A 20,207-nucleotide genomic window follows, 5' to 3' on the forward strand; every position below is an offset into this window, starting at 1 on the left:
AATTAAGACAAAGGTAAGATGATATCTATCAGTTTGATGGCAATGAAGGGAGCTATGATACCACCAACGCCATAGATGAAGATGTTGCGACGTAACAGTTGATCTGCTGTTAAAGGTAAAAACTTTACCCCTTTGAGTGCTAGCGGAATTAATGCTGGAATAATCAAAGCATTGTAAATCAGCGCCGAGACGATCGCAGATTGAGCACTCTTTAATCCCATAATATTAAGTGCGCCGATTCCAGCCGCTGCAAAGATAGTGGGAATGATGGCAAAATACTTGGCAATATCGTTAGCGATGGAGAACGTTGTCAATGCTCCACGGGTAATTAGCAACTGTTTACCTATGGTTACTAAGTCAATTAGCTTCGTGGGGTCAGAGTCTAAGTCCACCATGTTAGCAGCTTCTTTGGCAGCTTGCGTCCCAGAGTTCATCGCCACACCGACATTTGCTTGAGCCAAAGCAGGTGCATCGTTAGTACCATCTCCGGTCATTGCCACCAATTTACCCTGAGATTGTTCAGAACGAATCACCTCAATTTTGTCTTCTGGAGTCGCTTCGGCAATGAAATCATCAACCCCAGCTTCTTGGGCAATTACCGAAGCGGTAATTCGGTTGTCACCTGTGAGCATGATAGTCTTAACACCCATACGGCGGAGTTGGTCAAACCTTTCTCGCAGTCCAGGTTTCACAATATCTTTGAGGTAGATGACACCATAAATATTGTCATCTTGGCAAACAGCTAAGGGTGTACCCCCTAATCGGGAAACTCGCTCATAAGCTGCGTCTATATCATCAGGAACGTCGCCACCACGGGAACGGACAAATCCTTTAATGGCATCCACTGCTCCTTTGCGAATTTGTTTGCCATCGGGTAGATTTGTGCCACTCATCCGGGTTTTTGCGGAAAATTCCACACCCTCGGCTTTGTCAATATTGAAGTCTACCGCAGCCTGAGACTTTTCTGCCAATATCACAATTGACTTGCCTTCTGGCGTTTCATCAAACAAGCTAGCAGCAAGGGAGACTTGCGCCACATCTTTGATTGAGTGATTATTCAAAGGAATAAACTCGTCAGCCATCCGATTACCCAAGGTGATTGTGCCTGTCTTATCCAGCACCAGGGTATTGATGTCACCGCAGGCTTCTACTGCTCGACCAGAGGTAGCAATGACGTTAAACTGGGCAACCCTATCCATCCCTGCAATACCGATCGCACTGAGTAAACCACCGATAGTTGTAGGAATTAAAGCTACCAGTAGCGAGATGAGGATAGCAACGCTAGCACCCGCCCGCAAACTGTTGGCCGCCTCAGCCCCAAAGGCTGTGCTGATAAAGTTGGCAATGTAGCCAACAAATGGCGGCATAGTTGCCACCACAATCAGGAATACCTGCGTTAACACTGCCAACAATACCGTCAAAGCAATCTCGTTGGGAGTCTTGCTGCGTTCTGCCCCTTCAACCAGGGAAATCATGCGATCGATAAAGCCTTGACCAGGGTCAGCACTAATACGAATTGTCAATTCGTCTGATAATAGGCGTGTACCGCCTGTCACCGAACTGGCAATATCTGTACCTGGTTGCTTCAGTACCGGGGCAGATTCCCCAGTGATTGCAGACTCATCCACTGAGCCGATGCCTTTAATTACATCCCCATCGGCGGGAATCATATTATTTGCAACCACTTTTACCAAATCGCCCCGTCGCAGTTCCGTAGAATTGACTTGTTGTATCGAACCATCTGGGAGGATTTTATTAGCGATCGTATCCGATCGCGTCGATCGCAGTGAATCAGCCTGTGCTTTACCGCGTCCTTCAGCTACAGCTTCGGCAAAATTTGCAAAAACGAGTGTGAAAAAGAGAATGAAGGTAATCAACCCGTTTAACAGGCGTTGTTGGTTGGCATCTGCCTGGATTGTGCCAAATAGATTTGGGTTAAGGGTAACAAGAAAGGTGACAATTGTGCCCACCCAAACAACAAACATAACTGGGTTTCTGACAGTAATTCGCGGATCGAGCTTGACAAATGACTCACGAATTGCTCTCTGGTAAAGCCCCCGCATATCTGTTTTAGGGGTGTGCTTGCGCGAGTCACGAGTTCCAGATGGAATACGGGGGGAGGGAGAATCAGTAGTAATTGGCATACATTAAATCTTCGGAATGGGGCATTGGGCATTGGGCATGGAACGATGAGGACGATGAATGGAGTTCCGAAGTCGATGAATGGTGTTCCGAGGACGATGAATGGTGTTCCGAGGACGATGAATGGTGTTCCGAGGACGATGAATGGTGTTCCAAGGTCGATGAACGGTGTTCCGAAGTCGATGAACGGTGTTCCGAAGTCGATGAATGGTGTTCCGAGGTCGATGAATGGTGTTCCGAGGTCGATGAACGGTGTTCCGAAGTCGATAAACGATGTTCCGAGGTCGATGAATGGTGTTCTAACTCTCCCCTACCCCTCCGCTCCCCAATCCCTAGCCGATACCTTTGGCAATAAAGAAAGCTTCACCAATGGGGCCTAATGCTAATACTGGGAAGAATGTAAGTGCGCCCAAAATTAAAATCACGCCTGCGGTAACGCCTATAAATAGTCCGGTATCGGTTCGCAATGTACCAGTGGTGTAGGGAACAGCTTGCTTACGAGACATACTATCTGCTAAAAACAGCAAACCCAAAACTGGAATATAACGTCCAGCCAGTAAACTGAAGCAGGTACTCAAGTTCCACCACAAAGCAGTTAAAGTTGGTTCTGTACCTGTGGCGTTGGCGAAGCCCGTCGCAGACATCGCAAAAGGAGACGGTTGTGAATCGCCTAAGCCTTCAAACCCAGAACCGTTGTTAGCAGCAGCGGAGGCGTATTCATAAATTACTTGAGCAAAGCCGTGGAAGCCGGGATTGCTAATTCCTGATAGTTGATCGGGAAATGCCAAGGTGATACCTGCGGGAATCATAATTGCGATCGGGTGAACTAGCAGAATCAGGAAACTAGCAAGAACAACTTCGCGCTTTTCAATCTTGCGTCCGAGAAATTCTGGTGTGCGCCCCACCATCAGCCCTGTAGCAAACACAGCCAGAATCAGGTAAGCGAACAAATAAGCGGTTCCTGTACCCTGTCCACCCCAGATAATTTGCAGGAACATATTGGAAAGGGTAATAAAACCGCCGTTGGGCATAAAGGAGTCGTGTAAACTGTTGACTGCGCCGCACATAGTAGCAGTTGTACTCGTTGCAAATAATGCAGATTGTACCCAACCAAACCGGACTTCTTTACCCTCTAGGTTCGGCTGCTGACTACCTAGCAGTGCATTAACAGCCGGATTACCGTTGTATTCACCAATGGCAGTGACGATGATAAATACAACATAAAGTACACCGACCATGCCATATACTAACCAAGCTTGCTTGATATTATTCGCAAACAAACCATAGGTGTAGATTAGGGAAGTGGGAATTGAAAGCATCGCCACAATCTGAATCAAGTTTGAAAATCCGTTGGGATTTTCAAAGGGGTGTGCTGAGTTGATGGCGAAAAAGCCGCCGCCGTTTTCTCCTAATAGCTTGATAATTTCAAAATGGGCAACAGGGCCACGAGCGATCGCCTGACTAAGATTTTGATCTTCCAAGGTAGGGAATACAACTGCACCCGCCAGTGTTTCGGGAACGCCAGATGCCATCAAGGCGATCGCGCCCACAATACAAATAGGCAGCAAAATTCGGGTAATCGAGCGAATTAGGTCTACATAAAAGTTGCCCAACGATCTACCCGTTAATCCCCGAATAAAAGCAATCCCCACCGCTAAACCAGTCGCAGCAGAGGTGAACATATGATAACCAAGACCCCACATTTGGCTACCATAGCTCATGTAAGTTTCACCAGAATAATGCTGCTGGTTGGTATTAGTAATAAAGGAAATGGTAGTATGCAGCACTGTGTCCCAAGTTGGGGCATTTATCCCCGCCGGATTGAGGGGCAACCATCCCTGATTCATAATGATCAAGAAAATCAGCAACCCCATTGCTAAGTTGCTGTATAGGATTGCCCGCCCATACTGCCAGCCCGTCATATTTTCTTTGCTTTTAACGCCAACCAAGGCATAAAGCACTCGCTCAACCGGATTCAAAATTGGGTCGAGAAAAGTACTTTGCTCTAGGTAGACACGCGCCATGTAGCGCCCAAAAAATGGAGTTAACACTACTACAATTAATAGCGTTAATACAATTTGAATCCATCCTTCTAGCATTTAATTAGTTGAACTCCGACATAAATAAAGTTCAGATGTATATCAGATATTCTCTTAGAAATAACAGAAAAACAATGAAATATATTGGCATTATTATTAGCTAATACAATTTATTTTTAAGACTGCGCCAAATTTGATTGACTTTTGATTTAATTCATTATTTGTGTATTTGCGACACGCTGCACGATTGCAGTAGCTGCGGCAAGCTGCTCTGCGTCTATATTTATGTATCTTAATGCAGAATTTGTATAACCTCTAACTATGTGCTTTCTCTATCAATCATGGAGCTTTTCGTTAAAGAAAACAAGGTATAAATTAATATTTAAACTAGCCTATACAAGAAATATATTTATTGATATATACAAGCATTCAAAGCGTTTATCTCGATATATATCTGCAAATATAGAAGAACAGCTAAATTCTAAACAAATAGCTATAGCAATCTTATTTGAGTTGTAAAAATTATCTAACCGCCTTCTGGTGCATCGGCTTTTGCCAACGCGTTGCGTGAACGAAGAGAAGAAAATAAGCAAAGAAGTTTACGATTCATTTAGATTTATATGTAATATTTTTAACTTAAGCAACACGATAACCTCGGCAGATAGTTGCACTCAAGCGGGGTACGATCGCATCGGCTCTTTTTACTACTTCCAGACTACCGCGATCGCAAAATACATTAATTAGTCAAAGAGTCTTTGATTTAAACAGATAACTCATAAAGGTTAACTTGTTTGGCAGTAGATATACTTATAATGATTCCAGCATTTACCAATCACCCTCTATGATTTATGGCAATCCTTCAACTGATTGAACCCGAAATTAAAAATCTGGGTGGGTCTTTTGCCCGCCGCAGTTTGCCATATCCTAATCGCCAAATGGTTGGGCCGTTTATCTTTTTTGATCATCTTGGCCCGTCCGTTATGCCCCCCAATCAAGGCATCGATGTCCGACCACATCCTCATATCAATCTTGCAACGGTAACTTATTTATTTGATGGTGCTTTGATGCATCGGGATAGTTTGGGTACTGTGCAGGAAATCAAACCAGGTGCAGTGAACTGGATGACAGCAGGAAAGGGGATTGTACATTCAGAACGCTCACCTGACTCTGACCGTCACAAAGAAACTACTATTCATGGCATTCAAACCTGGGTCGCCCTACCTGTTGAAAACGAAGAAACCGATCCAAAGTTCATTCACTATCCTGCTGAAACCCTTCCCACTTGGGAAGAGAATGGCGTTGTCATCAAACTTATTGCTGGGCAAATATTTGGCTATACCTCACCTGTAGAATTTTTCTCACCTATCCTCTATTTAGATGGGGTGTTATCTGCCAATGCCCACTTCACTATCCCTACTGATTATTCAGAAAGGGCAGTATATAGTGTCACAGAGGGATTGAGGATTAATGATGAACCGATAGAGCAATATCGTCTCGCTATTCTAGAGCCAGGTGATCAGATCAGCGTTTCTGCTACTGCGCCTGCTCGATGTATTGTTATTGGCGGTGAGCCGTTAGGTACACGCTACAAATGGTGGAATTTTGTCTCTAGCCGACCAGAACGAATAGAGCAAGCTAAAGCTGATTGGCGCAACTCCCGCTTTGCTACCGTGCCAGATGAAACAGAGTTTATTCCACTACCAGAAGTGGTGACAGAAGCTAATCCTTTTTCATAGGCGTTTGAAGGGCCATTGTTACATAAATAACTTTGTACTCTCCTGGAGAATTTTTTCTTTGAGCCGTCGCGCATTAGTTTCGGCATAACCAAAGGCAGTGCGCTTTAGGACAGCGAACGGTGAGTATCTTGTTAAGATGATATTGACTGCATAATTACTCAAAGCAAACCATCATTGACCACCAGTAGAAGCATGAAGCATCTGTCGGACTACAACTTCTTTGACCCGGAACTGCTTGTGTGTCCTTATGAATTCTACAAGCTGGCACAAGAGCAAGCACCAATTATGGAGCTACCTAGTCCCAGACCTGACACCAAACTCTTTCTCGTTACCCGCTATGACTTGGTGATAGAAATTCTTAAGGATACAAAAATATTCTCTAGCAATTTCTCCACTTTACTGGCTGGCAAAGGAGAACAGGATGATGAGTTGCAGAAAATTTCTGCTCAAGGCTGGCCTCAGATGAACACCCTGCTCACGGCAGATCCGCCAGAACACGAGCGATTTCGCTCGCTGGTGAATAAGGCGTTCACCTCGTCGCGTGTCAACAAAATGCGTGACTTGATTGAGCAGATTGTTGATGAACTTATTGACAGTTTCATTGAGCGCGGCAAGTGTGAATTCGTCAGTGAGTTTGCCGTACCCTTACCGATCAAAGTTATTGCTCAACAGTTAGGTGTGCCGCAAGCAGATTTGCCGAAGTTCAAGCAATGGTCTGATTCTTTTATTGCACGCTTAGGTCACACACTTTCTAGAGACCAGGAGATCGAGTGTGCTAAAGATGTTGTTGCTTTCCAGCACTATTTTCATGATGTCATAGACTCACGCCAAAAACAGCCTCAAGATGATTTGATTACTGACTTGGTACAGGCAAAGGTGGCTGGAGAGCGATCGCTCGACACTGCTGAATTACTAAGTATAGTTCAGCAAATATTAGTGGCAGGCAATGAGACTGTCACCAGTGCACTCGCGGGTGGGATGTTATTGCTGACAAACAATCAAGAGCAAATGAAGTTGCTACAAACAGATATTTCCCAGCTAGAGAACTTTGTTGAAGAAGTTCTACGAATGGAAAGTCCGACAGCGGGAATGTGGCGAGTTGTGATGCAAGATACAAAACTAGGAGACGTTGCTCTCAAAGCTGGGTCTTTGGTGATGATCCGTTTCGATGCTGCTAACCGCGACCCCATAAAATTTCCTGAGGGTGAGCGTTTCGATGTGTGCCGCCATAATGCCAGCAACCACCTATCTTTTGGTTATGGCATTCATTTTTGTTTGGGCGCTATGCTTGCTCGTAAGGAAATGCAGATCGCCTATGAGCGGTTACTGCTAAGGCTTAAGAACATCCGCTTGGCACAAGAAAATTACCAGTACTTGCCGAACATACTCATGCGCACAGTGAAGTACCTCCATATTGAATTCGACAAAATAGCATGAAATGGGAAGCAACGCGATTTTGTCAGGTTGGATCAAAAACAAGCGATGCCTTCTCTTACCCTGCTGGGGGCTGCTGCCCCTAATCAGCCATTCCCATGCTTTGCATGGGAACGAGAGAATATTATTAATTACGAATTATTTGTTTAACTACACCAACAAAGCGTTCCATGTCAGCGTGGGTAATAGCTCCCATTGTCGATACTCGGAAAATAGATTGAGCTAAATTTTCCTGTCCAGAATAAATTATATAGTCTTGTGCTTTCAGTTGGTCGTGAAATTCTTCATATCTGAAACCATCTGGCAAGTAGTAGGCATTCAAGACAACGGATGAGCTGCCAAGAGGAAGTAGGGGTTTAATTCCGATTGAGGCTAACCCGTCTCTGACTAAGCTGGCAAGTTGGTTGTAATGGCTGTGTCTAGCACGCCAACCTCCTGCTTCTGCCATTTCTTGCAAAGCTTCTGTTAAAGCATAAAATGTCTGTACTGATTGTGTAAAAGGTGTACCGCCTCGGTCTTGCTGCTGGCAATAGGTTCCTAAATCTAAATATAAGGTGCGGGGGATTGTGTCTACTGACGGCAGTGCATCCCGTCGCAGGATAACAAAGGACGTTCCGGGGACACCATGCAGACATTTATTGGCTGTCGCAGCGCAAGCCGTGATTCCCCAATCTGCAAAATTTAGTTCCTCAGCACCAAAGCTGCTGACTCCATCCACTAGTAGTTTGATGCTGCGTTCTTGACAAATTGGCGCAAGTTCCAGCAAATTATTTAGGCGACCAGTAGTAGTTTCGTGATGGACGACAGCAAGGTGGGTGATGTCGGCGTTTTCATCTAAAAGTTTGACTAAAGCGTTGATATCTATTTCGGCATCCCAAGCATGGGAAAGTGTGATGTAATTAATGCCGTGGATTTTGGCAATTTTGGATAGTCGTTCGCCATATACACCGTTTTCAATGACCAGCAATTTCCCATCGCTTGGAACTAAACTGCTGATCATCGCTTCCATTGCTGCGGTACCAGAACCAGTGAGGAGAACTGCTGCCCAGCGATCGCTTCCAAGACCATAAACTTGAAGTAATTGTTCGCGGATTCTGCTTTGAAGTTGGGAAAATTCCACCTCACGGTGACACAAATCGGGACGCAACAGGGCATTTCTGACGCGATCGCTCAAATTGACGGGGCCGGGATTTAGTAAAATCATTTTGTCATTTGTCATTTGTCATTTGTCATTAGGCATTAATAAATTTAAGAGCTGGTACTTTGAATTTATTAATTACGAATTACGAATTACGAATTACGAATTACCAATCTGTTTCATAAAGCGTTGTAAAACTGCTTCCGGCGTGACGTTGGGTCGCGGTAGCTTTTCTAAAGTTCCTGGATGGATTTTTAAATGAGCGAATTTAGGTCTAGTGTTAGCATCTGCGGTAAATAATGTATTTAAAAGCGAAGGGTCATCTCCGGCTAATGTAACGCCGTAACCGCAGGCTTCGGCAATTTTGGCAAAGGAGATACCCGCAGAAACGGTAGCTTGTGCGCCTGTGGAATCGTGGACTTCATTATCTAAGAGAATATGGGTAAAGTTAGCACCGCCATAAGTGCCGATGGTAGCAAAATTACCCATTCGCATCAGTGCTGCCCCATCACCATCAATCACTACTACCTTGAGGTCTGGACGTGCTAAAGATAGTCCCAATCCCATTGAAGAAGCGCAGCCCATCGACCCAACCATATAAAGATGATTGGCGCTGTCTTTGCTAGCAAAGAGTTCGCGTCCCGTGTATCCGGTAGTGGCAATTATTACTGTGTTTTCTGCATCAATGAGTTCCACAATCCGAGCTAATGCTTCGCTGCGAGAAATGCGTTGCTCTTTGTTATCCCGAAAAAAGCTTTGCTGAATATGAGAAATACTACTATTTTCTCGTTCGGGCATAGAAGAACGAGTGAGTGCATGGGGGGCAATTGTTCCTTTACGCATAATTAGAGCATAAGGTCGGCGCTCTTGTTCCATATAAGCTGTGGCTCTTTTCAGAACGGGTTCTATTTCTGCTGCGTCTGTGGGAAAAAATTCCCAAGGTACAGATATTGTTTCCAACAATTTATCTGTGATTTGTCCCATTAATTCATGTTGCGGTTCATCTTGTAAATGGCGATCGCCTCGTAAGGTACAAATCAGCAGCAGCGGAATCCGAAAGATATAAGTGAGGGAGGTTAGCGGGTTAACTGCATTTCCCAAACCAGAGTTTTGCATCATCACCACGGCTGGTTTACCAGCAATTGCGGCTCCGGCTGCGATCGCTACAGCATCTCCCTCATTGGCTGCGGAGATATATCTAAGTTGAACGTCATTGATGACGTAGTTAATAAAGGGCGTGAGAAAAGAACAGGGTACGCCAGTGTAACACCCAAAGCCAAAATTACGTGCAGCTTCTACAAATTCCTCTGCCTGAATCATAATTAAAAATTTACAGTAATTTTTGAGATAGAGACGCGATTAATCGCGTCTGTACTGGGAGATTGAGAAGAAAGATTATTACTTCGACCTCTGAACTCGGAACTTCGACCTTTGAACTCGGAACTTCGACCTTTGAACTTGGAACTTTAACCTCAGAACTCGGAACTTCAACCTCAGAACTCAAAACTTCAACCTCAGAACTCGGAACTCCGACCTCAGAACTCAAAACTTCAACCTCAGAACTCGGAACTCCGACCTCAGAACTCAACACTTCAACCTCAGAACTCGGAACTTCAGCCTCAGAACTCAAAACTTCAGCCTTATAATTCCAATCCCCAATTCCCAATCCTCAATCCCCTATTGTTTTAATTGAAAAGCAAGGTCAAGATCATCTAAAGAATTAACATCTAACCAATTACCGCGAATATAAAGCACCTTGATCGGTTTTCCTTGTTCGATTAAATAATTACATAATTCTGGCAAACCCAAACTGTTGAATTCCGGCCGTTTTTGCAACTCATTGAGTGCTTCACTTAGCCACTGTCTACCTTGACTCCGCAAGCGCAGCATCCCAATCCAGCGGCCGCTAGATTTACCCAATTGCGTTTGTGTTGTTTTAGAAACGTTCAACAGGTTGACATCCTGTCCAAACAAAGAAAGGTCATCTGGAATTGAGCAATAGGCGTAGTCAGGTGAACCGCTAACAGACTTACTGTTCGCCACAGAATCAACCACAGCCACAATTTCTCCGGGACATTCTAATAAATCGCGCAGAATGTAGCTTCTAAATAGTAAATCCCCATAAAGCACTAGCATCTCGTCGCCGAAGCTGTTTTGAGCGCAGGCTAAGGATGCTAATTCTCCCGTTGTTTCATAATCTGGGTTGCGGATGACTTTAGTTCCCACAACATCTATAGTTTCTGCTTTGTAACCTGCGACAACGGTAATATCATTGATGGCAAGTTTTTTGAATTTGTCCACCAACAACCTGAGCAGTGGTTTACCTCCAAGGGGTAACATCACTTTGGGTTTATCTTGCGTCAATCCTGCTAATTCTTGTCCTCTGCTAGCAGCCAAAACGATAGCTTGGGTATGTTGTCGTCCATTGCTAAAGTAGCGTTTTTCAGCTTCTAACAGTTCATCTGCGCCCTGTAGCCGGAAAATTTCCTTTACGGGAGCAATATCATCTTCAATGTTGATTAAAGTTTCGCTGGCTTTTACTTCACGGGCGATCGCTTGCATACTAGCAACAGCAGCTCGAATCATGTGATTTGCCCAGATGACCAAATTAACTTCGGCTTTGCGAAACACATTGGTGGCAGTGCTGTAATATTTAGTCGGTATAATCACTAACGGGGAACGACCCGCCCACTCTTTGGCAAAGGCTAGCACTTGGTCAGGACGCGATGATTTACTGTGAATCAAGATTGCGGTTGCTCCTGCGGCGTGATAAGCTTCAGCTCGGCGCATTGCCTCCGAAAGATCCCACCCAGCTATCAAAGCTTCGAGTCGGGCGACAATACAGAAATCTGGGTTTGTCTGACTATCCTTACCTGCCTTAATTTTGCCGCAGAATTCATCAATATCAGCCAAAGCTTGGCGACTACCGTTGATAAAGCTATTAGTTTTGGGAAAAAGCTTATCTTCAATACAGACTCCAGCAATACCTCGCTGTTCTAACTTTTTGACCAGACGGCGCATATTATTAAAGTTGCCATAACCGGTATCTCCATCTAATAAAATGGGGATGCTCGTGACATCAGACATGAACTCTAGCATTTCCACAACTTGAGTCCAACTGGCTTCATTATTATCTCGAACGCCATATTGAGCCGAAAGGGCTAATCCACTCGCCCAAATTCCTTTAAATCCAGCCTCTTCCACAATACGGGCGCTAATCCCATTGTGAGCTTCCATAATGAAGTCGAGTTGAGGCGATTCTAGTAATAGCCGCAATTGGGCACACTTATTTAATTTTGCAGCGGTATCAATGGGTGCAAATATTTGATGCATCTATCCTGCTTTTCTCAACCTATATAATAAACGAAGATATTTTCAGACATTTTCTGCGACTTCTATCTGAGGTAAAATATCGTTTTGGGCACGTTGAATATCCTGGGGAAAATCAATTTCGAGCCAAGGTAATCCAGTGATGTCTTCGTAGCCAAATGTTGCTGGAGTTTCTAACAGCAGATCCCGAATTACTTCTTCATAAGGTTCATCATCCAGTCCATCAGCAACATACTGTTCTGTGCGAGTAGCAAGACGGTGAGCAACAGCACTTTCAAAACGAAAGAATCCTACTGATTCGCCTGCAAAATCATAAGTCAAACCAAGAGCTACTTGTTTGCGAAACTCGACTAGATAATTATCTCTGACACAAAGCTTCACGGGTTCATCCCCAGGTTCAAAATTCCGATCCAGCAAGAAGCAGTTGGAGACATTTGTCTTTATCAGTTGTTCGATGATGCTGCGATCGTATAAAACATCTGCATCCATTAATAATATGTCACCGCCAGCAACTAGCTGTTGACGTAAAGTCCAAAGACTAATGACACTACCTTTAGTGTAGTCAGGATTATAGACTGTACTAACCCAATTTTCGGCTCCCAATGCTTTGATTTCCTCCTGAATTTTTTCAGCTTGGTAACCTACAGCAATTACCACTTCGTCAATGTGGTAATGACGAAGATAGTTCAAATGGCGCTCTAATAGAGATTTACCGTTAAATTTCAGTAAGCATTTGGGTTGGATTTGCCCGTCTTTACCTAAGCGTCGTCCAACGCCAGCAGCTAATATAATTGCCTTCATCGTCAAGTCACCAACAAAGCTAAAACACCAGGAAATCTGGAAATTTTCCCAGTATTTTATAATGACTGTTTTTTGCTCAAGACAATATTTGTTAATTAATTCTTAACATGGAGTTAGGGAGAAAGTTCTCAACCACCAACATTTTGTTCTGAGAGGATGTTTGAAAAGTGGTATGTTGTGATTTTAATCGAATTACTACCCCCCTTAATCCCCCTTTATAAAGCTATCCATTATAAACATCTTTCTTAACAGAAAGGTTGACAAAAACGAGTAGTTATGTAGGAGGAAGGAAGGGGAAAAAGTACCAGTGACTGGAGAAAATGGGTGTCAGAAGTAAGAAAGTTTGAAAAAGTGTGACTTTCTCATAAATATCTCAGTCTAATCATCGATGGTTTGATGTATGGTGAATCCCAGAAGTCATAGGTGGCTTTAGTTTCTGCCCATGTCCCACTGGCTTGTGGAATACTCGCTTCTGGTTTAGCACTTAAATTTTCGACTATTTTGATCAACCGCTTGGTTCTTCTTGCATCACCTAATTCCGTTCTTTCTAGTTCTTGTGTGATCCATTATTCCATTGTTAACTTTGCTATGCTTCTTGCTCTTTGTATAGACAATACATAACTTCTCGTATTTGTCCATCTTTCTGTTAAGAAAGATGTTTATAATGGATAGCTTTATAAGGGGGGCAAAAGCCCTTCAAAAATGCGATACTACCATTCAATTATAGGACATGTTTGCTTGTCGCTTGGTGTGAATATTTTTCATGTGCTTCTTCACGGTGTTTATGGTGATGTAAAGCTTAGTCGCTATTTCTTTGTAGCTGTAGTTGCTTCTATAGAGAAACCAAATTTCAGATTCTCGCGGTGTCAAGTCAAATTTTTTAACTTCAGTGAGTGCTGCATTTTTTACAGACTCATATTGGTTTTCTATGGTCACTAATAAGCAAGGCGCTTCAAACCCATCTAAATCTAGCAGTCTCACCCTAATCCGAAAAATATTTAACTTATCAAGCACAATCTCATCCGACAGAATCAGAAGTTTATCAGAAAACAAATACCGACTATTGAGTAACGATTTACAAAGATTCCAGATGGCTGGGGGGACAAAATTCTGATTAAAATTGCCTTGATGGAATTGACAACAAAGGCGATGAGCAGATGCATTAGCATGAACTACTTCACCAGTTTGGCTTAAAATTAATATTCCGTCTTCTAAGCCTTCAATTACTTCTTGTAAAAAATCAGCTCGCTTCGAGTTATGTAAATCAATATTATCTAGCTGTTGTGGTTCAGTTAATGTTTTTTTTAGGGCGATCATAGTAGTTATATTATTGTATAAAATAATCCTTGTTTATTAGATACATGGGAGTTAAAAGACGCATCATCTATTTTTTGCATGATTAACTGAATAATTGAGTGAATATTACAGGTCAATCATGCTAGTACCAGTAAATACAAATATTATTTTTAACACTATTTTCTTATAATACTTAATTCACAAATTATGTAGCCTCTTTGTCACCCGTTTCAGTTACATACTTTAAATACAACTTTGAAATTGCCTATTTCGGAAGTCACTTCTAATAAACCTTGGATAATTTCTCCCCGCCTGTAGTGACCCTCTTCAAAATGCACTATAAGGAGGAAATAAAAGAGCAAGCCTTTTTAAGGGGAGCCATTGCATTGCCTATTGAAGCCGCTTCTGCTAAATAGCGATCGCCCCAATACGCAATAATTATTCATATTGAGATAAAAATTTACATATAAATTCTTTTTATATGTAAGTATTCACCAAGTACGCTAAATCACAAATAAAAAAACTGCTTTTTGGTGATTGTTAATTAGGAAAAAGTTTGAATTTTATATAAATTTTGATATTAAAAAAGAAGGAGATTGCCAATGCCCAATGCCCCATTTTCTCTAAGTTCGTCCCACAAGGCTGGCAACTACTGTAGCTAACTCCGCCGCCTCAATAGGTTTAGGTAAATGTAGCTGATAACCTTCTTGTATAGCTCGCATCCGATCCTCTGGTTTAGCATAAGCTGTCAACGCTGCGGCTGGAATATTTCCTCCTAGTTCTGGGCGTTGCGATCGCAGTTTGCGGATCAAAGAGTAACCATCTTCCTGGGGCATACCGATGTCACTAACTAAAACATCTGGTTTCCACTGTGTAATTACTTGCAATGCTTCTTGAACTGATGCGACTGCTTGAACTTCGGCTTGGTACTGTTCGAGAACTGTGGTGATGAATTCACGGCTATCGGCTTGGTCATCTACAACCAGTACCCGCACGCCAAGGAGGGAGACGGGGAGAGGGGAAGACGGCGGGAGGGGCGCAGGGGCAAAGGGTCTGAGCGGGGCACTCTTCAAGAGTGGTAGCTTGACTGTAAACGTCGCTCCTTGTTCTTCACCCAGACTATTTGCGTGGACAGTACCACCATGTAATTCTACTAAATGACGGACGATCGCTAATCCTAGTCCTAATCCACCATAGGTTCTAGTACTAGAACTATCAGCTTGACGAAAGCGATCAAAGACGTAAGGAAGAAAATCAGGACTGATCCCAATGCCTGTATCAATCACCTGAATTTGGGCGTATTTATCCGTTGTCTGTTCTTTTTCTTGTCCACTGACCACTGACAATTGCACCTCTACCCGTCCTCCTGCGGGCGTGAATTTGATAGCGTTGGATAGCAGATTCCAGATGATTTGCTGCAAACGCTCGAAATCCCCGGAAACTAAGAATTGAGAATTTTCGCCAAGCTTGCTGTCTTGTGAGTGTTGATTGGTTTGGAATTGTGCTTGTGGAGATTCTAGATTTTCGCTCTTAATCCCGAATCCCGAATCTAAATTTGGTGCGAAAGTGACCATGGGGAGTATCCCCGGTGGCGCATTTCGCGTTTCTTTTGAGGGAATGAGGGAAAATCTCAAATCGATTTCCTTGGACTGGGCGGCTAGGCTAACAGTCTCGATGGCCGACTCAATCATCGGAACCAAATTACAAGTAAGGACATTGAGGCGTAATTTGCCTCTAGTCATCCGCGATATATCCAGCAGGTCTTCAATTAGCTGGGTTTGCGCTTTGGCATTGCGCTCAATTGTCTCTGTAGCCCTAGCCATTTGGGTTTCACTGAGCTTGGTTCGTTGTAGTAATTGCGCCCAGCCAAGGATGGCATTGAGGGGCGATCGCAACTCGTGGGATAATATTCCCAGAAACTCATCCTTCATGCGGTTAGCTTCTTGCAACTGCTCAGTTTGTTCTTGCAAAGAAGCAATTAAACTAGCTCGTTCCATTGCGATCGCTATTTGGTCGCATACTGCTTGCATCATCCCCTTTTGATTATCGGTGAAGCTTAACCGAGTGCGGCTGCCAAAAGAAAGAGTACCTAACAGCCGTCCTTGGGCGATCAATGGGTATGCATAATAAGCAGTAATGCCTAAAGAGCGAATCAATTCTGTTTTTGGGTCAGTAGATTCCTGTACATTCTCTACAGACATGGGATGGCGTTCGTGCGCTACAGTACCACAAACCCCTTGATTAAGTGCCAACCACTCAATTTCCTTTGCCATCTCCTGGGAAATGCCACTGTAAGACCCCAACCGCATTACCTGAGAGTTATCCTCAACCAAATAGTTAAAGTAAATATCTAAACCAATTTGGTCTGAGAGTTTTCGGTAGACGCTATCGATTAGTGCTACTGGTTGCTGACTCGATAGTAAATCGTTAGCTGTGTCAAATAGTAGCTTTAGCCTTTTGTAACCTAATGAGAGGGCTTTTTGTGTATCCTTGAGGTTGCTGATTTCTTGGAACACCAAAATACAGGTAGCCGGATGACCGTGCATTGCTGGCAGGGTATCAGCAAATATTAATAGAGAACGCACACCCCCAGGAGTGTGCCAGTCTACCTCCAATCCATTCAGGCGTTCGCCAAGGGCAACCCGTACTCCTGGCATTTGCTCATTGGGGATGCGATCGCCTGCTGCATTCGTGTAGTGATAAACTGTGTGATACTCTGCGGCTGGTACACCCTTGGGAAATTCGCCTCCAGCTAATTCGTCAGCAGAGCGATTGGCAAAAGTTACCCGCGCCGTTCCTGGTTCGATAAACAGCAACGGTCTTGGCATCAGATTTAACACATCCTCCAGCCATTTTTGCTGATTTAGGAGTGCTTCCTCTGCTTGTTTGCGCTCCGTAATATCTAAAAATGCACCAACACATCCTCTGGTTTTACCCTCTTCGTCAAACAGGGGTGCAACATACTCCAGCAGGTTGACGATTTTTCCATTTTCATGGGCAATATCGACTTCAAAATCCAAAACTTCGACACCATGAGCAGCAGAGTACTGCATCGGGAGTTCCTCTGCTGAGAGTTCCCTTCCTTCTCGGTAGATTTTAAATGTTGGTTTTTCTTCCAAGGAAGTACTGAGGGAGGCATTTGTATCTGGCAATATCCCCAACTGCTTGGCAAAAGAAGGATTGACCTTGATATTTTTGCATTCTGGATCTTCAGCAATGCCAATTCCAATGGGAATTACTTCCAACAAAGTTTGTAACTCAGTAATGCGGCGCTGTAAATCCTTGTTTAGTTGTAATATTTGTTCCTTAGCCTGCTTTTGCTCGCTGATGTTGCGAGTCACAGTTGCTAAGGCAATTGGCTGACCTGTCTTCTTGTCTGTAACAGTGAAGATATTGTAATCAACTGGTATCGGTTGACCTGTTTGGAGATGCCGGAAGCAGAATTCTCCCTGCCAGCGCCCTTGTAATAGCACAGTCGGCAGTATGTGTTCTTGAAAATAGGCTTTGTCTTTGGGCATGGCGTAATCTAATACTGCTTTTTGCCTGACTTCATCAAGGCTGGCAAGCCCTACCAGCTTTTGACCTGCATCATTTATGTAGAGTAATTGCCCCTCAAGGGTAGCGATGGCGATAAAGTCAGAGCTATTTTCTACCAGCGATACTAATTTTTGTTGCTCTGCTTCTGCTTGCTTACGTTCGCTCAAGTCGAGGATAAACGCTACTGACTCTTCCCGGCTTTCTCCTAGCAGCACGTAACCAACTAAAACCGGGATACGGCTACCATCCTTGCGAATATATTCTTTCTCGTAAGGCGTACAAGCAGCGTTGGTGTTTCCCTTTGCTTCGGCGATACCTCGCTCATCCAAGTATAAATACTCTGGTGGTGTGATATTGCGCCAACTTAACCTACCTGCTAACAAATCCTCCGGCGTATAACCAATCATCCTGAAAAATTCGTCATTTGCCTGCTGGATACCGCCATATACGTCGCCAAACAGAATGCCAATAACGTTAGCATCAACAAAACTCCCCAGTTTAGCTTCGTAGGTTCTCAGTACTTCTTGGGCGTGATCGCGTTGATGGCTGAGACTTTCAATAACTCTGGCGCTTTCCCAAATCAAAATAGTAAAAATCACAATCAGAACGATCGCAAACAGCGACACTGCAAATGCCGCGCCGTATTGTCCTGCTCGTTCACCTTCAACAATTAACCACCCCAATACAAAAGGTACTGCGATCGCGGCAACTAATAAACGACGTGCCAGTAAGCCACCATAAGTATCGCCTGTAACTACCCTCATTAACCCCTGTTCTGCCCGCGCCCACAGAATACCTAAACTTAGTAAGCTGAACAGCACCGCTGTGTGTAAGGCCATTGATGTTGTATAAGGGGCAAGTCCGTAGAGAACTCTCACTTTATAGGCATAGCCCATGACTGCCTGAAAGGAAATTAAAGCCGCGACCAGAGCGATAATCTGGGCATGCCAATAACTGCGCTGGGTTTTTGGATGAACCAGAAGCTGTAGGGCGATGCTCACCAGCATAAAGTTCACTGCTGTGTTCACCCCCATTCGCCCCGGATGTGATGTCGCTATACTAGTTGGCGAATCACGAAACACTAGTTCATCAATGCCGAAATTCCAGCCAAACAGATATTGACACAGTGTGAGCGCAGCAATTGTGGTGACAGCTATTGCACAGACCCTGGAAATTAGCAGAGTAGGAAATCGGGCGCTGTGGGGGTAATTTTGAATTGTTGTGTTCCCCCTGCTTTCTGCCCTGCTTCCTCCTGTTGAAAACAGCCACAGCGATACACCACACAACACAAAACATAGTGCTGTGTTGACTTTCATTGTGGCAGGACTACCAGGGAAGCCGTGCTTAAGAACTTCAATGTCAAGGTACCAGCCAATTAATACCAAACTGCCAACAAAAACAGCGATCGCACTTGCGACTTGTGCCACAAGCGAATTTGTAGGGATCTTAAATATATCTTGCAGCCGCAAGCGGTTAACATTTAACATTTAGTGTTCTCTAACCGCATCTATCTAGCGTAGTAAACTTCCGTATTTCTTACGGGTTAATCATTTATGTCCTTTGTATTTTAGGCTACCCATTGACTTACTTTTCATCTACCTCTATGCATATTTTTTCTTGCACAATTTAGAGTAGGAAATAATGGTGGCTCAAAAACCACCTTTGCGAGTATTTCAAAATTCCAGAGTCTGTCGCTTACCATCATCTTGGAAACGTTGCTCTCCAACACCAACAAGTTCTACAATCACTTCACGCAGTGGAGGTGTCCATTTCCCAACTCTTGCTCCAATTTCTACTACTGTTTTGTTTGCCTCTGTAAATACACTTATATTGGTTAGTGAAAACTCTTGAGCTTGATACTTGCTTGTCTGTCCATCATCTTCAAATAGCTGATATTCGTTATTACCAGTCCAAATCCGTAATCGGATCTCTTCGAGTGGGTGTTGATCAACGTATTGCCTGACAGGTTGCATGGGGACGATCGCACCGCTACGGACATACAGTGGCATTCTTTCCAGTGGTGCATGAGCAAGAATGTGAATCGGGCCTTCATAGCGATCGCCACTCCACCAATCATACCAAGTGCCAAGGGGTAAATAGACAGATCGATGCTCAACTCCAGGGCGGTAAATTGGTGCAGCCATCAGCGACGCACCTAGCAATACTTGATCGTAGAGGCTATAGGTTTTCGGATCGTTAGGGAAATGATACAATAATGGTCTTAAAATCGGTGCGCCTGTTGTTACCGCTTCCCAGAAAAGAGTGTAGATATAGGGAAGTAGTTGGTAGCGTAAATTAATATATTCTCGACAGATATTTTCAACGCGATCGCCAAATACCCAGGGTTCATGACGAGCAGTAGACATTGCTGAGTGACCGCGCATCAATGGGTAAAGCATTCCTACCTGCATCCACCGAGCAAATAATTCAGCCGTGGCGTTACCAGCAAACCCGCCAATATCGCAACCCACAAATCCCACACCCGAAAGTCCCATATTGCAAAGCATCGGCAGAGACATTTCTAAATGCTCCCACAACGATTGGTTATCTCCCATCCATACAGAAGACCAGCGTTGCACACCAGCATAACCCGATCGCGTTAACACAAATGATCGCTCTGAACTTCGATGCTGCTGCAACCCTTCATAGCAAGCTTTAGCCATCATCAACCCATACAAGTTATGCACTTCTGTATGAGTAGAAGCAGACACAGAGAATTCTTTCTCCCCTGCCCCCTGCCCCCTGCCCCCTGCC

Annotated in this window: 12 protein-coding genes and 1 pseudogene; 3 read left to right on the forward strand and 10 right to left on the reverse strand. The window is 44.0% G+C overall.

Annotated features, from left to right (window positions below):
* Positions 1-2: 2 nt before the first annotated feature.
* Positions 3-2,144 (reverse strand): potassium-transporting ATPase subunit KdpB, encoded by a 2,142-nt coding sequence (kdpB, locus tag F8R90_RS06660; protein WP_196510093.1) that lies wholly within the window; start codon positions 2,142-2,144, stop codon positions 3-5.
* Positions 2,145-2,474: 330 nt separating this feature from the next.
* On the reverse strand, positions 2,475-4,241 hold the full coding sequence (gene kdpA / locus F8R90_RS06665; RefSeq protein ID WP_196510094.1) for a potassium-transporting ATPase subunit KdpA: 1,767 nt from the start codon (positions 4,239-4,241) through the stop codon (positions 2,475-2,477).
* Positions 4,242-5,029: 788 nt separating this feature from the next.
* Here kdpA and F8R90_RS06670 point away from each other — a divergent pair.
* A complete protein-coding gene (locus F8R90_RS06670) occupies positions 5,030-5,917 on the forward strand; it encodes a pirin family protein (RefSeq protein WP_196510095.1) in 888 nt (295 codons plus the stop codon).
* A 192-nt stretch (positions 5,918-6,109) separates the two neighbouring features.
* A complete protein-coding gene (locus F8R90_RS06675) occupies positions 6,110-7,354 on the forward strand; it encodes a cytochrome P450 (RefSeq protein WP_196510096.1) in 1,245 nt (414 codons plus the stop codon).
* Between the two features lie 124 nt (positions 7,355-7,478).
* Here F8R90_RS06675 and F8R90_RS06680 read toward each other — a convergent pair whose 3' ends face one another.
* Together F8R90_RS06680 and aepY are read right to left on the reverse strand one after the other, a co-directional pair.
* Positions 7,479-8,570: a 2-aminoethylphosphonate aminotransferase gene (locus F8R90_RS06680; protein ID WP_230966154.1), complete on the reverse strand. Its 1,092-nt coding sequence runs from the start codon at positions 8,568-8,570 to the stop codon at positions 7,479-7,481.
* 78 nt (positions 8,571-8,648) lie between these two features.
* Complete coding sequence (gene aepY / locus F8R90_RS06685) at positions 8,649-9,809, reverse strand: phosphonopyruvate decarboxylase (protein ID WP_196510097.1); 1,161 nt, start codon at positions 9,807-9,809, stop codon at positions 8,649-8,651.
* Positions 9,810-9,871: 62 nt separating this feature from the next.
* On the opposite strand from aepY, the gene F8R90_RS06690 reads away from it, so the two are divergent.
* Positions 9,872-10,135 (forward strand): hypothetical protein, encoded by a 264-nt coding sequence (locus F8R90_RS06690; protein ID WP_196510098.1) that lies wholly within the window; start codon positions 9,872-9,874, stop codon positions 10,133-10,135.
* Between the two features lie 31 nt (positions 10,136-10,166).
* Here the strand turns inward: F8R90_RS06690 and aepX are convergent, their stop codons facing one another.
* The 6 genes and pseudogenes from aepX to F8R90_RS06720 form a co-directional block, all read right to left on the reverse strand.
* Entirely contained in the window at positions 10,167-11,822 is a 1,656-nt protein-coding gene (aepX, locus tag F8R90_RS06695; protein WP_196510099.1) for a phosphoenolpyruvate mutase, read from the reverse strand.
* A 42-nt stretch (positions 11,823-11,864) separates the two neighbouring features.
* Positions 11,865-12,620 (reverse strand): phosphocholine cytidylyltransferase family protein, encoded by a 756-nt coding sequence (locus F8R90_RS06700; protein WP_196510100.1) that lies wholly within the window; start codon positions 12,618-12,620, stop codon positions 11,865-11,867.
* A 380-nt stretch (positions 12,621-13,000) separates the two neighbouring features.
* Positions 13,001-13,183 (reverse strand): annotated as a pseudogene (locus F8R90_RS06705) (IS4/Tn5 family transposase DNA-binding protein); the annotation flags it as partial.
* A gap of 154 nt (positions 13,184-13,337) precedes the next feature.
* Positions 13,338-13,937, reverse strand: coding sequence for a helix-turn-helix transcriptional regulator (locus tag F8R90_RS06710; protein WP_196510101.1), 600 nt, complete (start codon positions 13,935-13,937; stop codon positions 13,338-13,340).
* A 602-nt stretch (positions 13,938-14,539) separates the two neighbouring features.
* Positions 14,540-18,940, reverse strand: a complete 4,401-nt coding sequence (locus F8R90_RS06715; protein ID WP_196510102.1) for a PAS domain S-box protein — start codon at positions 18,938-18,940, stop codon at positions 14,540-14,542.
* 186 nt (positions 18,941-19,126) lie between these two features.
* Positions 19,127-20,207: glycoside hydrolase family 31 protein (locus F8R90_RS06720; RefSeq protein ID WP_196510103.1), on the reverse strand; the 1,081-nt coding region annotated here is incomplete at its 5' end.

It is taken from the genome of Nostoc sp. NZL (assembly GCF_015714705.1).
GTDB classification, from domain to species: domain Bacteria; phylum Cyanobacteriota; class Cyanobacteriia; order Cyanobacteriales; family Nostocaceae; genus Nostoc; species Nostoc foliaceum_A.

What these genes read in the sequence shown, in the direction of transcription:
- kdpB (WP_196510093.1), bottom strand. Translation starts at nt 2,144, where the DNA reads ATGCCAATTACTACTGATTCTCCCTCCCCCCGTATTCCATCTGGAACT.
- kdpA (WP_196510094.1), bottom strand. Translation starts at nt 4,241, where the DNA reads ATGCTAGAAGGATGGATTCAAATTGTATTAACGCTATTAATTGTAGTA.
- F8R90_RS06670 (WP_196510095.1), top strand. Translation starts at nt 5,030, where the DNA reads ATGGCAATCCTTCAACTGATTGAACCCGAAATTAAAAATCTGGGTGGG.
- F8R90_RS06675 (WP_196510096.1), top strand. Translation starts at nt 6,110, where the DNA reads ATGAAGCATCTGTCGGACTACAACTTCTTTGACCCGGAACTGCTTGTG.
- F8R90_RS06680 (WP_230966154.1), bottom strand. Translation starts at nt 8,570, where the DNA reads ATGACAAATGACAAAATGATTTTACTAAATCCCGGCCCCGTCAATTTG.
- aepY (WP_196510097.1), bottom strand. Translation starts at nt 9,809, where the DNA reads ATGATTCAGGCAGAGGAATTTGTAGAAGCTGCACGTAATTTTGGCTTT.
- aepX (WP_196510099.1), bottom strand. Translation starts at nt 11,822, where the DNA reads ATGCATCAAATATTTGCACCCATTGATACCGCTGCAAAATTAAATAAG.
- F8R90_RS06700 (WP_196510100.1), bottom strand. Translation starts at nt 12,620, where the DNA reads ATGAAGGCAATTATATTAGCTGCTGGCGTTGGACGACGCTTAGGTAAA.
- F8R90_RS06710 (WP_196510101.1), bottom strand. Translation starts at nt 13,937, where the DNA reads ATGATCGCCCTAAAAAAAACATTAACTGAACCACAACAGCTAGATAAT.
- F8R90_RS06715 (WP_196510102.1), bottom strand. Translation starts at nt 18,940, where the DNA reads ATGTTAAATGTTAACCGCTTGCGGCTGCAAGATATATTTAAGATCCCT.